Below are 14,791 nucleotides of genomic sequence, written 5' to 3' on the forward strand. Positions count from 1 at the left end.
AAAAGGCCCCGGCGAAACCGGGGCCTTTTTCAATAGAACATCTCTTCGGCCGCGGGCCGGGCTTGGGACGGGGGCCGATCCTGCAGGGCCGACTGACGCGCGGCGCGTTCGGCGGCGTAGTCCGGCTGTGGCGTATCGAAGCCGAAGCCGTAGTCGTCGCGGTCCAGCTCCGGCGCCGGTCGGGACGAGAGAGGCGGGCCATGATCGGCCAGCGTGTCATAGTAGGGCGGCTGCGACGGTTCCGGCGTCAGTTCCAGCCATGCGCTTTCGACATAGGGCGCGTCCTCGCTGGAAAGGGCCGCGACGCGCTCGGCATCGTGTTCATATCCGTCGCGCAACTCGCCCACGGCCATGATGGAGCCGGGCGGCAGGTCGGGCTCGATCGGAGGCACGACCTCGACCGTCACGCCGGAATCGGGCGCACGCCCGCCGTGCGCGGCCGAGGTGGAGTTCCAGACGGCCCAGCCCGCCGCCCCCAGTCCGGTCAGAACCAGGGCGGCGGAGGCCAAAATGACGGCGCTTCTGCTCATGATCGGCGGCATCCTGCATTCGCGTTGATTACGAAAGCGCTCAACCGCCGTCTGGTTCAAGCCGAAGGCAGCAGATCGCCGGCGAAGGGGCGATAGCGGCCAGCACGGACGCCCTCGGTTACACGGGCGATGTCCGGCGCAAAATAGCGGTCTTCGGTATAGGCGCCGCAGGCCTCGCGCACGATGGCGTAGGTCTGCTCCAACTCCGGCGAGGAGGTCAGCGGACGGCGGAACTCGATGCCTTGCGCCGCGGCCAGCAGTTCGATGCCGACCACGGTCGCCGTGTTCTCGGCCATGTCCAGCAGGCGGCGCGCGCCGTGGGTGGCCATCGACACGTGGTCTTCCTGGTTGGCGCTGGTCGGCACGGTGTCGATGACGCAGGGGTGGGCGACCATGCGGTTCTCGGCCACCAGAGCCGCCGCCGTCACCTGGGCGATCATGAAGCCCGAGTTCACGCCGCTGTCCTTGACCAGGAAGGCGGGCAGGTCGGTCATCTTGGGATCGACCAGGATGGAGGTGCGGCGCTCGGAGATATTGCCGATCTCGCACAGGACCATGGCGATCTGATCTGCTGCATAAGCAACGGGTTCGGCGTGGAAGTTGCCGCCGGAGATGACGTCGCCGTCCTCGATGAAGACCAGCGGATTGTCGGTCACGGCGTTGGCTTCACGCTCCAGCATGGCGGCGGCGTTGCGCAGGACGTCGAGCGTGGCGCCCATGACCTGGGGCTGGCAGCGCAGGGAGTAGGGATCCTGCACCTTGGCGCAGTCGTGGCGGTGGCTGTCGCGGATGGCGCTGCCGCTCAGCAGTTCGCGCAGGCGCCGCGCCACGTCGATCTGGCCCGGCTGGCCCCGCAACGCGTGGATGCGGGGGTCGAACGGCGCGTCCGAACCCTTGAGAGCGTCGACCGACAGGGCGCCAGCAGCGATGGCGGCGGCGAACACGTCTTCGGCCGCGAACAGGCCGGTCAGGGCCAGGGCCGTCGAGCACTGGGTGCCATTCAGCAGGGCCAGGCCTTCCTTGGGGCCCAGAACGACGGGATTCAGCCCGGCCTTGGCCAGGGCCGTCACCGCGTCCAGCGTCTGACCCTGATAGCGGGCCTCGCTGACACCGATCAGGACGCACGACATATGGGCCAGCGGCGCCAGATCGCCCGACGCGCCAACGGAACCCTTGGACGGGATCAGCGGCAGGACCTCGGCGTTGACCATGCCGATCAGGCTCTCCAGCGTATGTCGCCGAACGCCCGAGGCGCCCTTCGACAGGCTGGCGATCTTCAGCACCATCAGCAGGCGGGTGACGTTCTCGCTCAGCGGCTCGCCGACGCCGCAGGCGTGGCTGAGCACCAGGTTCTTCTGAAGGGTTTCAAGGTCTTCCGCCGCAATGCTGGTGTTGGCTAGCAGGCCGAAGCCGGTGTTGATGCCGTAGACGGTTCGGCCTTCGTCCAGAATGGCGGCGACGGTCGCCGCGCCCTTTTCGACATTGGCCCAGGCGGCGGGCGTGAGTTCAACCTGAACAGGGCCATTCAGGACTTGGCGCAGCTGATTAAGAGTCAGCGGGTCTTGGCCGATAAGGATCTGAGTCATTGGTAGTCCTTTGCCTTCTCCCCTTGGGGGAGAAGGTGGGCGGCGGAGCCGCTCGGATGAGGGGTAGGGTTCAGCAGGCTCGCCAGCCGACGATGAGCATGAGGACGCAGCCCCCTCATCCGCCTCGCTGCGCGAGCCACCTTCTCCCCCGAGGGGAGAAGGGATTTCATGTCAGGCTCGGCAGGTTCAGGCCGTGTTCGCGCGCGGCGTCCTTGGCGATGTCGTATCCGGCGTCGGCGTGGCGCATGACGCCGGTGGCCGGGTCGTTCCACAGGACGCGCTCCAGACGCTTGGCGGCCTCCGGCGTGCCGTCGGCGACGATGACGACGCCCGAGTGCTGGCTATAGCCCATGCCGACCCCGCCGCCGTGGTGCAGCGACACCCAGGACGCGCCCGACGCGGTGTTCAGCAAGGCGTTCAGCAACGGCCAGTCGGACACGGCGTCCGAGCCGTCCATCATGGCCTCGGTCTCGCGGTTCGGGCTGGCGACGGAGCCGCTGTCCAGATGGTCGCGGCCGATGACGATGGGGGCGCTCAGTTCGCCCGAGGCCACCATCTCGTTGAACATCAGGCCCGCGCGGTGACGGTCGCCCAGACCGATCCAGCATATGCGCGCCGGCAGGCCCTGAAAGGCGATGCGCTCGCCCGCCATGTCGAGCCAGCGGTGCAGGCCTGCGTTGTCGGGGAAGAGCTTCTTCATCGCCTCATCCGTCTTGCGGATGTCCTCAGGATCACCTGACAGGGCGGCCCAGCGAAACGGGCCGATGCCGCGGCAGAACAGCGGGCGGATATAGGCGGGCACGAAGCCGGGGAAGTCGAAGGCGTTCTCGACGCCTTCATCAAAGGCGACCTGGCGGATGTTGTTGCCGTAGTCGGTCGTGGGGACGCCCATCTTCTGGAAGTCCAGCATGGCCTTGACGTGGGTCGCCATCGACGCGCGGGCGGCGGTCTCGACGGCGGCGGGGTCGCTGACGCGCTTCTCTTCCCACTCGGCGACGGTCCAGCCCGAGGGCAGGTAACCGTTGACGGGGTCGTGGGCGCTGGTCTGATCGGTCACCAGATCGGGGCGAACTCCGCGCTTAACCATTTCAGGCAGAAGATCAGCCGCATTGCCCAACAGGCCGATCGACAAGGGTTTCTTGTCCTTGAATGACTGCTCCAAGAGGGCCAGCGCCTCGTCCAGGGTTTCGGCCATGACGTCGACATAGCGGGTGCGCAGGCGGAACTCGATGCGGCTGCGCTGGCACTCGATGGTGATGCATGAGGCGCCGGCCATGGTCGCGGCCAGCGGCTGGGCGCCGCCCATGCCGCCGAGGCCCGCCGTCAGGATCCACTTGCCCGACCAGTCGCCGCCATAGTGCTGGCGACCCGCCTCCATGAAGGTCTCATAGGTACCCTGAACGATGCCCTGGGTGCCGATGTAGATCCACGACCCGGCGGTCATCTGGCCGTACATGGCCAGGCCCTTCTTATCGAGCTCGTTGAAATGGTCCCAAGTCGCCCATTTGGGCACCAGGTTGGAGTTGGCGATCAACACGCGCGGTGCGTCGACATGAGTGCGGAACACGCCGACCGGCTTGCCCGACTGCACCATCAAGGTCTCGTCGGCTTCCAGCTTCTGCAGCTGGTCGACGATGGTGTCGAAGGCTTGCCAGTTGCGGGCGGCCTTGCCGATGCCGCCATAGACGACCAGATCCTCGGGACGCTCGGCCACCTCGGGGTCGAGGTTGTTCATCAGCATCCGCATGGCGGCTTCGGCCGCCCAGGTTTTTGCAGTCTTTTCCGGCCCGCGCGGGCTGCGGATCACTCTGGTATTCTGGCGAGTGTTGGGCGTGGACATCGAATCCTCCATGCGGCTTCGGCAGTCGAATGTTGGGCTCAGTGTTATGTCTAGACATTAATGCGCGCAAGGGGCAGTTTCGCATGATGGATCAGGAGCCGCTTCATCGTCGCATTGCGGGCGACATCGAGCGCCGCATCGCCTCGGGCGAGTGGCGGCCGGGTTTCCGCATCCCGACCGAGGCTGAACTGACGGCGGAATACGGTTGCGCCCGCATGACGGTGTCGCGGGCCATGTCCGATCTGGCGTCTCGCGGGCTGGTCGTTCGCCGTCGCCGCGCCGGGACTGTGGTGGCCCATCCGCCGGTGCATTCCTCGGCTCTGGTCGCCATTCCCGACATTCAGTCCGAGGTCGAGGGGCGGGGGCTGGCCTATTCCCACCGCCTGCTGGGCCGGATCGTGCGCCCGGCCGGTGAGGACGAAGAGGGGCTGGGCGGCAAGGTTGTGGAACTTCAGACCCTGCATCTGGCGGATGATCTGCCGTTCGTGTTCGAGCGGCGTCTGATTTCACTGACGGCGGCGCCCGAGGCGGAGACCGCCGACTTCAACACGCAGCCGCCGGGCGGCTGGCTTTTGGCCCACATGCCCTGGACCGAGGCTGAGCACCGCATTTCTGCCGTCGGCGCCGATCATGAGACGGCGGCGGGGCTGGGTCTGGCCGACGGCGCGCCCTGCCTGCGGTTGGAGCGCCGAACCTGGCGCGACGGTCAGGGCGTGACCTGGGCCTCACAGATTTTCCCCGGCGCGGCCTATGATCTGGTCGCGCGTTTTTCCCCGACCAAAGGATGACCCCTATGAGCGAACCGTCTGAAGCCCTGGGGTGGCGATCTGTCGGCGATCTGGTGGGCCATCATCCCGACGCGCGCGTCGCCCTGATCGGTGCGCCGCTGAACGAGCGGTCGCTGACGCCGGGCCGTTGTGACCTGGGCCCCAAGACTCTGCGCGCCGTGCTGCCGCGCCTATCGACCTATGATGTCGAAACGGGGCTCGAGCTGGACGTGCCGGTCCATGACGCCGGTGATGTGGCGCTGAAGGCCGTCTCGCCGTTAGAGGCTTTTGAGCCGGTGCGTAACGCGGTGGCGGCGCAGGCTCACCGCGACCTCACCATCCTGGTTGGCGGCAACAACGCCATCACCCGGCCGGGCGTCCATGCGCTCGGGTTGGATCGCGTCGGCGTGCTGACGCTCGACGCCCATTTTGACCTGCGCGACACGGATCAGGGCCTGACCAACGGCAATCCGATCCAGGCGCTGCTGGATGACGGGATGGACGGCCATCGCATCAGCCAAGTGGGCCTCGCCCCCTTCGCCAATACCCGTCGCGCCCACGAAAAGGCCGAGGCGGCCGGCATCAGCGTCCGCACCGCCCGCGAATGCCGTCAGCGCGGCCTGGCCAATATCGTGGTCGAGGAATTGGAGCGTCTGTCGTCTCTGTGCGAGGTCATCTACGTCGATTTCGACATCGACGTGATCGACCGCAGCCAGTGGCCTGCCAGCCCCGGCGCGCGGCCAGGCGGGGTGTCGGTGCATGACTTCTTCGACGCCGCCCGCGCCATCGGCGCCCATGCCAAGGTGCGCGCGGTCGACCTGACCGAATACGACCCGTCGCTGGAAGTCGGCGACCTCGGCTCCCTGACGGCGGGTCGTTGGTTCTGTGAAATCCTCAGCGGAGTGGCCGCGCGATGATCGACGCCGACCTGTTGATCACCGACTGCCACGTCGCCGCGATGACCGAGGGCGGCGAGCCCTATGGCGCGATCGAGGACGCCGCCATCCTGATTAAGGACGGGCGCATCGCCTGGGTCGGGCCGCGCGCGGATCTGCCTGTGCACAAGGCTGTGGAAACCGACCGTCTGGGCGGGCGCTGGGTCACGCCTGGGCTAATCGACTGCCACACCCATCTGGTCTTCGGCGGCGACCGCTCGGGCGAGTTCGAGCGGCGGTTGGAGGGCGCGACCTATGAGGAGATCGCCCGCGCCGGGGGCGGCATCGTCTCGTCCGTGCGCGCCACGCGCGAGGAGAGCGAGGATCAGCTCTACGTCTCGGCCCTGGCGCGGCTGGAGGGACTCAAGGCCACCGGCGTCACCACGGTCGAGATCAAGTCCGGATATGGTCTGGATCACGACAGCGAGCTGAAGATGCTGCGCGTCGCCCGCCGCATCGGGCGCGAGGCAGGGGTGCGGGTGCGCACCTCCTATCTTGGCCTTCACGCCGTGCCGCCTGAGCATAAGGCCGACCGCGCCGCCTATGTCGACAAGGCTGTGGATGAAATCCTGCCCGCCGCCCACGCCGAGGGGTTGGTCGATGCGGTGGACGCCTATTGCGAACCCATCGCCTTCTCGGTCGAGGAGGTCGGCCGCCTGTTCGGCAAGGCTGAGGAACTGGGCTTGCCGGTCAAGCTGCACGCCGACCAGCTGTCGGATGGCGGCGGCGCTGCTCTGGCCGCCCGCTATCACGCCCTGTCCGCCGACCACATCGAGCACACGACCGAGCGGGGCGTAAAGGCGATGGCCGAGGCGGGCGTGGTGGCGGTGCTGCTGCCCGGCGCCTTCCTGATGCTGCGCGAGACGCAGGCGCCGCCGATCGCCCTGCTGCGCCAGCATGGCGCGCGCATGGCGGTGGCGACGGACTGCAACCCCGGCACCTCGCCGGTCGCCTCAATGACGGCGGCGATCAACTTGGCCTGCGTCCAGTTCCGCCTGACGCCGGAAGAGGCGCTGGCGGGCGCCACGCGCAATGCAGCCCGCGCGCTAGGGTTGCACGATGAGATCGGCACGGTGGAGGCGGGCAAGGCGGCCGATCTGGCCGTGTGGGACATAAGCCGCCCGGCGGAACTGGCCTATTGGTTGGGCAAGCCGCTGCTGCACTGCCGCTATGTCGCCGGGGTCGATCGCAGTATCTGAGGCTGAAGATTAGCCGGCGCCATCCTCGGCCCAAACGCCATTTCAGCTTCCCGTTTTTTAACCTCCGGCAGCCCTGCCGGAGCGGTTGAGCCGCTAGAAATGCTATCTTAAGTTGTTACAATTAATATATTCGCGTTATGAGAGTGTTTCTCTTGGGAGGGACAATCTATGGACGTCGAGGCTTTTATTGCGCGCTGGAGCGAAGCGACGATCAGCGAAAGGGCGAACTGCCAGAGCTTTATTATCCAGCTATGCGCCGTCCTGGGCGTAGCTGCGCCGGGACAGGATTCGGTGGGGGACCGGGACTATTGTTTCGAACGCGCGGTGAAGTTTTCTCTGCCCGACGGAACTAGCCGCCACGGCTCCATCGACTGTTTCAAGCACGGCTCTTTCGTGATGGAGCTCAAGCATTCTCCGAAACGCGCGCCTGATGGCGACTTGGAGCTGCGTCAGCTTGCGGCGCTTCTAAATGGGCGGGGTCGAAAGGCGCCTAAGGGTAGCGTGGAAGCCTTGGATGGCCTGATGATCCGGGCTCACGCCCAGGGTGAGAACTATGCTGCGGCCCTGCCGGAATATCCGCCGTTCTTGATGACGGTCGATGTCGGCGCGGCCGTTCACCTGTGGGCTGACTTCGAGCGGGCGGGGAGGGGCTATGCGCCGTTTCCAGATGTGAAGAGCAGCCGCATCGATCTGACGGATTTGCGTGATCCGGCGATCAGGGAACGTCTGCGAAAGGTGTGGGACGCCCCCCGCAGCCTTGATCCGCAACGCCCGGTGAACGCGGCGACGCACGAGATTTCGGGCCTGCTTGGGCAATTAGTTCGTTCAATGCGGGATCGGGCGTTGCAGGATCCATCGCAGGCGTTTCAGCCGATCACGGATCGCCGCATCTTCATGTTCGTGATGCAGTGCATTCTGGCGATGTACGCCGACAGCGTCGGTCTGATCCGCCACAAGGGTTTTCTGACGTTGCTGGAAAGCTATCGCGGAAATGCGGCTCGCTTTCACCTGAGCGCGGCGACCGTATTCCGCAATCTGGCGCGCGGAGGCCACTGCGCCGCCTTGCGTCAGGATGTGCCGGCATTCGGCAGCGGCCTGTTCCGCGAGGAGGTGGCGCTGCCGCTCAGCGAGGCTGATCTGGAGGTATTGATACGCGCCGCTGCCTGCGACTGGTCGGCCGTAGAGCCTGCTGTTTTCGGAAGCTTTCTGGAGCGCGCGCTGGAACCCGGCGACCGCACCGAACTCGGCGCGCATTACACGCCAAGAGCCTATGTGCAGCGGCTGGTGGATGCCACGATCATAGAACCTCTGCGGGCGGACTGGGAGGCGGTGCGAGCCTGTGCGGTCAGCGATTACGCGCGGGGCGAAGCCGTGGCTGCTCGAGCGGCGGTCCGGCGGTTCCAGCGGCGCCTCTGCGCGATCCGGGTGCTGGACCCCGCCTGCGGAACAGGCAACTTCCTCTATGTCGCCATGACCATGATGAAGGACCTGGAGCGGGAGGTCCTCAGCGTCTTGCAGCGGCTCGGGGGCGAGACGACCGACGGGGCTGTGCGCCGCAATATCAGCCCGGCCCAGTTCTGGGGCATTGAGAAATCCGATCACGCGGCCTCGATCGCCGAGGTCGTTATGTGGATCGGATACCTGCAATGGCGCATCCGCAACGGCGAGGCGCCGTCCCAACTGGCCGCTGCCGGCCTACTGGCGCCAAGACGGGGGCGCGACCGTATTATCCGGGCCGACGCTCTGCTGGTATCGGCGGGCGAAGACCTGCGTCGCGATGCGCGCGGTCGCCCGATCAGTCTGTGGCGGTTCAACCAGGAAACAGAGGTCGTGCAATATCGCCAGCCCCAGCCGACCCAATGGCCCGTGGCGCACTTCATCATCGGCAATCCGCCCTTTATTGCCGCCAAGAATCTGCGGCGGGAGCTGGGCGACGGCTATGTCGACGCCCTGTGGCGGGTGCGGCAGGGGCGGTTCCGCTCGGCCGACCTGGTCATGGCGTGGTGGGGTCGGGCGGCCGAGATTCTGACGGCGCCGAATAGCCAGTTGCGTCGGTTCGGCTTCATCACCACCAACTCCATCACCCAGGATTTCTCGCGCCGCGTGCTGGAGCATCACCTGAACGGTGAGCCGCCCATGCGGCTGACCTTCGCCATTCCTGACCATCCCTGGAGCAAGCGCGAGGAGCGCGGCGCTGAGGTGCGCATCGCCATGACGGTGGCCGAGCGCGGAGGCCCGAACGGACAGGGGCGTCTGCTGACGATCCGTGAGGAGCGTCCGGATGCTGGCGGCGAGATCGTCCCTCAGTTCGATGAACAGCGCGGCGATATCGGCGCCGATCTGACCATAGGCGGTGGGATGTCCTCCGCCCAGCCGTTGAGGGCGAACGCACTCCTGTGTTCGCCGGGCGTCAAGCTGCACGGCGCGGGCTTTATCGTCTCGGAAGGCGAGGCCGACGAACTGGCGCGCGCTTGCGTGGATGCGCCGCCGATCCGCGCCTATCGGAACGGGCGCGATCTGGCCGCCAGCCCCCGAGGCGTGAAGGTGATCGACCTGTACGGCCTGGAGGAGGCCGAAGTCCGGCGCTCCTGGCCACAGCTTTTTCGGCGCCTGACGGACACAGTGAAGGTCGAGCGTGACCGGAACAGTCGGGCCGCCTATCGCGACAAATGGTGGGTGTTCGGCGAGCCGCGAGGCGCCTTCCGCGACGCCTTGCGCGGGCTGCCCCGCTACATCGCCACGGTCGAGAAATCCAAGCACCGTTGGTTCCGCTTCCTGGATGCGGATGTTCTGCCCGACAACACGGTGGTGGCGGTCGCGTCGGATGATCCCCGTGTTCTGGGCGTGCTGTCGTCCCGTGCGCACGGCGTTTGGGCGCTGGCGATGGGCGGGCGTCTGGAAGATCGTCCGGTCTATAACAAGAAGGTTTGCTTCGACGCCTTTCCTTTCCCTCCGCTGGACGGCGCCGTGGGGCACGAGATCGGCGTGATCGCAGATGAGATCGACGCCTTTCGAAATGAGTTGATGGTTCAGGATCGCTCGCTGACGATGACGGAACTCTACAATCGGCGAGATTCACCTCGCTTCGGCGTTCTTGACCACTTGCACCGGCGCTTGGACGCCGAGGTCCAGCGGGCATACGGCTGGCCCTCCGCGATGACGGATGAGGATACGCTGACCGCTCTGCTGGAGCTGAACAAGGTTCGCGCCGATCAGGAGGGGAAGGGGCATGTCCTCTTTCTGCGTCCGGATTATCAGCAGGATCGTGTGAAGCCGGCGCGACGGGACCGCGCGGCGCAGGCGCAGGCGCCGCGCTCGCGTGTGGCCGATGTTAAACCCCTGCCAGAGGCCCCGGAAGAACTGGCCGCAGAGGTTCTGGATGTTCTGCGGCTCGAGGACGGGCCGCTGTCGCTGGGTGAACTGTCGAGCCGTTTCGCCGGGCCGAATGGCCGCCGCAAGATGGATCGCTTGGAACAGATGCTGGCGATCCTGGCCGCAGTGGGGTCGGTTCAGCGCGCGGGAGAAGGTTGGTTCTCACCGCGCGGCTTCTGATTTGACCTAGCCGTGAGCTGCGGCGATCATTAAGTCACTTAAGGGCGGTTCCGGCGGGGCCGCCCTTTGCTTTACCGAAGAATTCCAGCCTCGATCGGCGGCGCATTCGCGCTGGGCCGGGGGGAAACGAGATGACCATGCTTGAGAAGACGTTCGAACCCAAGGCCGCCGAGCCGCGCATCTACGCCCAGTGGGAGGAGAGCGGCCTGTTCGCCCCGCGCGCGGCAAAGCCCACTGACGGCGCCGCCGACGCCTATTCGATCGTCATTCCGCCGCCGAACGTAACGGGCAGCCTGCACATCGGCCACGCCCTGAACAACACGCTGCAGGACATCCTCGCCCGCTATCACCGGATGAAGGGCAAGGCCGTCCTGTGGCTGCCGGGCACCGACCACGCGGGCATCGCCACACAGATGGTGGTCGAGCGCAAACTGGCGGCTGAGGGCGCTCCGGGGCGGCGCGACATGGGCCGCGACGCCTTCATCGAGAAGGTGTGGGAATGGAAGGCCGAATCCGGCGGGACCATCGTGCGCCAGCTGCGTCGCCTGGGCGCGTCGTGCGACTGGAGCCGCGAACGCTTCACCCTGGACGAGGGGCTGAACGCCGCCGTCCGCAAGGTCTTCGTGCAGTTGCACAAGGACGGCCTGATTTATCGCGACAAGCGTCTGGTGAACTGGGACCCGCACTTCCAGACGGCCATCTCGGATCTCGAGGTCGAGCAGAAGGAGGTCGACGGCGCCTATTGGCACTTCGCCTATCCGCTGGCCGACGGCGTGACCTATCAGCACCCGGTCGCCTTCGACGAGGACGGCAAGGCGACCGAGCTCGAGACGCGCGACTTCATCGTCGTCGCCACGACGCGGCCCGAGACCATGCTGGGCGACACCGGCGTAGCGGTTCACCCGGAGGATGAGCGCTATACGGGTCTGGTCGGCAAGTTCGTGACCCTGCCGATCACCGGCCGTCGCGTGCCGATCGTCGCTGACGACTACGCCGATCCGACCAAGGGCTCGGGCGCGGTGAAGATCACGCCTGCGCATGATTTCAACGACTTCGGTGTCGGAAAGCGTGCAGGACTTGAAGCCCTGAACGTCATGGACGCCTTCGGTCGCATCACCGCCGCCGACACGCTGGACGTGCCCGCCGAGTACGAGGGCATGGACCGCTTCGCCGCGCGCAAGGCCATCGTCGTCCGCGCCGAGGAAGAAGGCTGGCTGCGCGAGATCGAGAAGACCAAGCACATGGTCCCGCACGGCGACCGCTCAGGCGTCGTCATCGAGCCGTGGATGACGGACCAGTGGTACGTCGACGCCAAGGTCATGGCCCAGCCCGCCCTGAAGGCGGTCGAGGACGGCGCCACCGTCTTCGAGCCGAAATCCTACGAGAAGATCTACTTCGAGTGGCTGCGCAACATCGAACCCTGGTGCATTTCGCGCCAGCTGTGGTGGGGCCATCGCATCCCGGCCTGGTACGGCCCGAACGGCGAGATCTACGTCGCCGAGACGGAAGAGGACGCCCGCGAACAGGCGATGTCGGACTATGATTCCGAGGTCGTGCTGACCCAGGACGAGGACGTTCTGGACACCTGGTTCAGCTCGGCCCTGTGGCCCTTCTCGACCATGGGCTGGCCGGAAAAGACCGAGGATCTGCAGCGCTTCTATCCGACCAGCGACCTGGTCACGGCGGCGGACATCATCTTCTTCTGGGTCGCCCGGATGATGATGATGGGCCTGCATTTCATGGACGGCGAAGTCCCCTTCAAGCGCGTCATCATCAACGGTCTGGTCCGCGACGAGAAGGGCCAGAAGATGTCAAAGTCGAAGGGCAACGTCATCGACCCGCTGAACATCATCGACGAATTGGGCGCCGATCCGCTGCGCTTTACGATGGCGATCCTGTCGGGCACGCGCGACATCAAGTTGTCGAAGCAGCGCATTGAAGGTTATCGCAATTTCGGCACCAAGCTGTGGAACGCGGCTCGCTTCAGCCAGATGAACGAGGCGCGCCGCGTCGAGGGCTTCGACCCCGCCGGCGCGCAGCAGACGATCAACCGCTGGATTCGCGGCGAACTGACCAAGGCCGAGCGCCAGGTGTCGGACGCCATCGAGGGCGGGCGTTTCGACGACGCGGCGGGCGCCCTGTACCGCTTCATCTGGAACGTGTTCTGCGATTGGTATCTGGAACTGGCCAAGCCGGTGTTCAACGGCTCGGACGAAGCCGCCAAGGCCGAGACGCGCGCCATGACGGCCTGGACCATCGACCAGACGCTGAAGCTGCTGCACCCGGTCATGCCCTACATCACCGAGGAGCTGTGGGCCGAACTGGGCAAGGAAGGCCCGGCGCGCGACGGCCTGCTGATCGGCGAGACGTGGCCGGTGCTGCCGGACGCCTTCGTCGATGCGGACGCCGAAGCCGAGATCGGCTGGCTGGTGGATCTGATCGGCGAGATCCGCGCCTTGCGGGCCGAGATGAACGTGCCGCCGTCGGCCAAGCCGCCGCTGGCCTTCGTTGCGCCGGACGCAGCCACGGCTGAGCGCATCGCGCGCCACCGCGACTTGATCCTGACGCTGGGCCGCGTGTCCGAGGTCGCCGTGGCCGAGGCCGCGCCGGCCGGGGCCGTGACCTTCGTCTCGGGCGGGGCGACCGTCGCCCTGTCGCTGGCCGGGATCATCGATCTGGCCGCCGAGCGCGCGCGCCTCGAGAAAGAAATCGCCGCCTTCGACTCCGACATCGGCCATGTGAACAAGAAGCTGGGCAATCCGAACTTCGTCGCCCGCGCCGCCGCCGAAGTGGTCGAGGAGCAGCGCGCCAAGCTGGCCGAAGCGGAGGAGGGCAAGGCCCGCCTGCAGGCCGCGTTGAAGCGGTTGGAAGCCTTGTAACGGCATGAGGATCGACCAACTGCTCGTCGCGCGGGGCGTCTTCGACAGCCGCGCCCGCGCCCGCGCCGCCATCGAGGCTGGGTTGGTGAAAGCCGACGGCCGCACGGTCGCAAAGCCGTCGGAAAAGGTCGCGGAGGACGCGTTCATTGAGGCCGAGGCCGCCCATCGCTGGGTCGGGCGCGGCGCGCTGAAGCTGGAACGCGCTCTGGACCTGTGGCCGGTCGCGGTCGATGGGCGTGTTGTTCTGGATGTCGGCGCCTCGACTGGCGGCTTCACCGAGGTTTGTCTGGATCGCGGCGCGGCCCGGATCTTCGCCGTGGATGTCGGCACGGGGCAACTGCATCCCTCGGTCGCCGACGATCCCCGCGTGATCAATCTGGAAAAGACCGACGCCCGCGACCTGACGCCCGAGATCATCACCGAGGCTCCGTCCCTGATCGTCTGCGACGCCAGCTTCATCAGCCTGTTAAAGGTGCTGCCTGCCGCCCTTGATCTGGCGGCGGCGGAGGCGGACCTGATCACCCTGGTGAAGCCTCAGTTCGAGGCGGAGGGCCCCAAGGCGGTCGGCAAGAAGGGCGTGGTCAAGGACCCGGAGGCCCACGCCGCAGCCGTGGCCCGGGTGCGCGACTGGCTGGAGGAATGCGGCTGGACCGTGCGCGAGGTCGCCGACAGTCCCATCACCGGCGGCGACGGCAACGTCGAGTTCCTGCTCTGGGCGCAGAAGGCCTGAGCTGAAACGATTTGAGGGCCGCCGGATCGCCGGCGGCCCTCTTCACATCGTCGATTGACAGGGGGGCTGAAACTTAATCGACGACGCGATAACGGCCCGATTGGTCCATGCAGGTGCGCACATAGCGCGTCTCCATGCGACCGTCGGGAAGACGGATGTTGCTCTCGGCCAGGCGGCACTGATCGGCGTCGCGGGGCGCAGAGGCGTAGGTGTCGGGGTAGTCCCGGTAATAGTCGTAGCTGTCGCGGCGGTCGTCATAACGACGGTCATAGGCGCGATTGTCATAGCTGCGGCTGTCGTAGCCTCGGTTGTCATAACCATAGGCCGGCGGGACATACGTCCCCTGATAGCCGTAGTCGGCGTCGCGGCGGTAGCGGCTGTCGCAGGCGGCCGAGCTGTTGCCCACGCCCGCGCCGATCGCGGCGCCCAGAACGCCGCCCAGGGCGCTGCCCTCGGTACGGCGGCCGCGCGCGGCCATCTGGGAACCGGCGATGGCGCCGATGGCGGCGCCCAGAACGCCGCCGGTCGTGGCGCGCTGACGCTGATCGCGGACGCAGGGGTCGTAATAGGTTCCCTGGCTGTAGCCGCTGTTGCCGTAACCATAGGCAGGCGGATAGTCGTAGCCATAGCTCTGGGCCGAGGCGACGCCAGGCAGGGCGACGGCCGAGGCGCAGGCCAGGGCGGCGATGGCGGCGGCCGAGGCTTTTTTCGAGATGAGAGCGATCATCGTTCTTTTCCTTCGACGGAGGCCGCACCTGAACGGATCAGGTCGC

10 protein-coding genes are annotated in these 14,791 nt (G+C 66.6%); 6 read left to right on the forward strand and 4 right to left on the reverse strand.

The features are described from left to right. Positions 1 to 29: 29 nt before the first annotated feature. From PIB44_RS07395 to hutU, 3 genes are all read right to left on the reverse strand, one after another. Positions 30 to 530 (reverse strand): hypothetical protein, encoded by a 501-nt coding sequence (locus tag PIB44_RS07395; RefSeq protein WP_278070906.1) that lies wholly within the window; start codon positions 528 to 530, stop codon positions 30 to 32. Between the two features lie 56 nt (positions 531 to 586). Further along, the gene (gene hutH, locus PIB44_RS07400) at positions 587 to 2,116 is read right to left on the reverse strand and encodes a histidine ammonia-lyase (RefSeq protein ID WP_278070907.1); all 1,530 of its coding nucleotides are present in this window, start codon (positions 2,114 to 2,116) and stop codon (positions 587 to 589) included. Positions 2,117 to 2,282: 166 nt separating this feature from the next. Next, the gene (gene hutU / locus PIB44_RS07405; RefSeq protein ID WP_278070908.1) at positions 2,283 to 3,956 is read right to left on the reverse strand and encodes a urocanate hydratase; all 1,674 of its coding nucleotides are present in this window, start codon (positions 3,954 to 3,956) and stop codon (positions 2,283 to 2,285) included. Between the two features lie 86 nt (positions 3,957 to 4,042). Between hutU and hutC the strand changes: the two genes are divergently transcribed. The 6 genes from hutC (at position 4,043) to PIB44_RS07435 (ending at position 14,018) form a co-directional block, all read left to right on the forward strand. Further along, a complete protein-coding gene (gene hutC, locus PIB44_RS07410) occupies positions 4,043 to 4,744 on the forward strand; it encodes a histidine utilization transcriptional repressor HutC (RefSeq protein ID WP_278070969.1) in 702 nt (233 codons plus the stop codon). 5 nt (positions 4,745 to 4,749) lie between these two features. Further along, entirely contained in the window at positions 4,750 to 5,640 is an 891-nt protein-coding gene (locus tag PIB44_RS07415; RefSeq protein WP_278070909.1) for an agmatinase family protein, read from the forward strand. Next, entirely contained in the window at positions 5,640 to 6,857 is a 1,218-nt protein-coding gene (hutI, locus tag PIB44_RS07420; RefSeq protein WP_376787739.1) for an imidazolonepropionase, read from the forward strand. Before PIB44_RS07415 ends, hutI begins: the two co-directional genes overlap by 1 nt. A gap of 168 nt (positions 6,858 to 7,025) precedes the next feature. Beyond that, positions 7,026 to 10,409 carry a class I SAM-dependent DNA methyltransferase gene (locus tag PIB44_RS07425; RefSeq protein WP_318035488.1) on the forward strand — a complete coding sequence of 1,128 codons (3,384 nt, stop codon included), beginning with the start codon at positions 7,026 to 7,028 and terminating at the stop codon, positions 10,407 to 10,409. A gap of 137 nt (positions 10,410 to 10,546) precedes the next feature. After that, positions 10,547 to 13,288, forward strand: coding sequence for a valine--tRNA ligase (locus PIB44_RS07430; protein ID WP_278070912.1), 2,742 nt, complete (start codon positions 10,547 to 10,549; stop codon positions 13,286 to 13,288). Between the two features lie 4 nt (positions 13,289 to 13,292). Then, positions 13,293 to 14,018 carry a TlyA family RNA methyltransferase gene (locus tag PIB44_RS07435; RefSeq protein ID WP_278070913.1) on the forward strand — a complete coding sequence of 242 codons (726 nt, stop codon included), beginning with the start codon at positions 13,293 to 13,295 and terminating at the stop codon, positions 14,016 to 14,018. Between the two features lie 73 nt (positions 14,019 to 14,091). Here PIB44_RS07435 and PIB44_RS07440 read toward each other — a convergent pair whose 3' ends face one another. Next, entirely contained in the window at positions 14,092 to 14,745 is a 654-nt protein-coding gene (locus PIB44_RS07440; protein WP_278070914.1) for a glycine zipper 2TM domain-containing protein, read from the reverse strand. Between the last annotated feature and the right edge of the window lie 46 nt (positions 14,746 to 14,791).

The organism is Brevundimonas sanguinis, assembly GCF_029636725.1.
Lineage (GTDB): Bacteria > Pseudomonadota > Alphaproteobacteria > Caulobacterales > Caulobacteraceae > Brevundimonas > Brevundimonas sanguinis.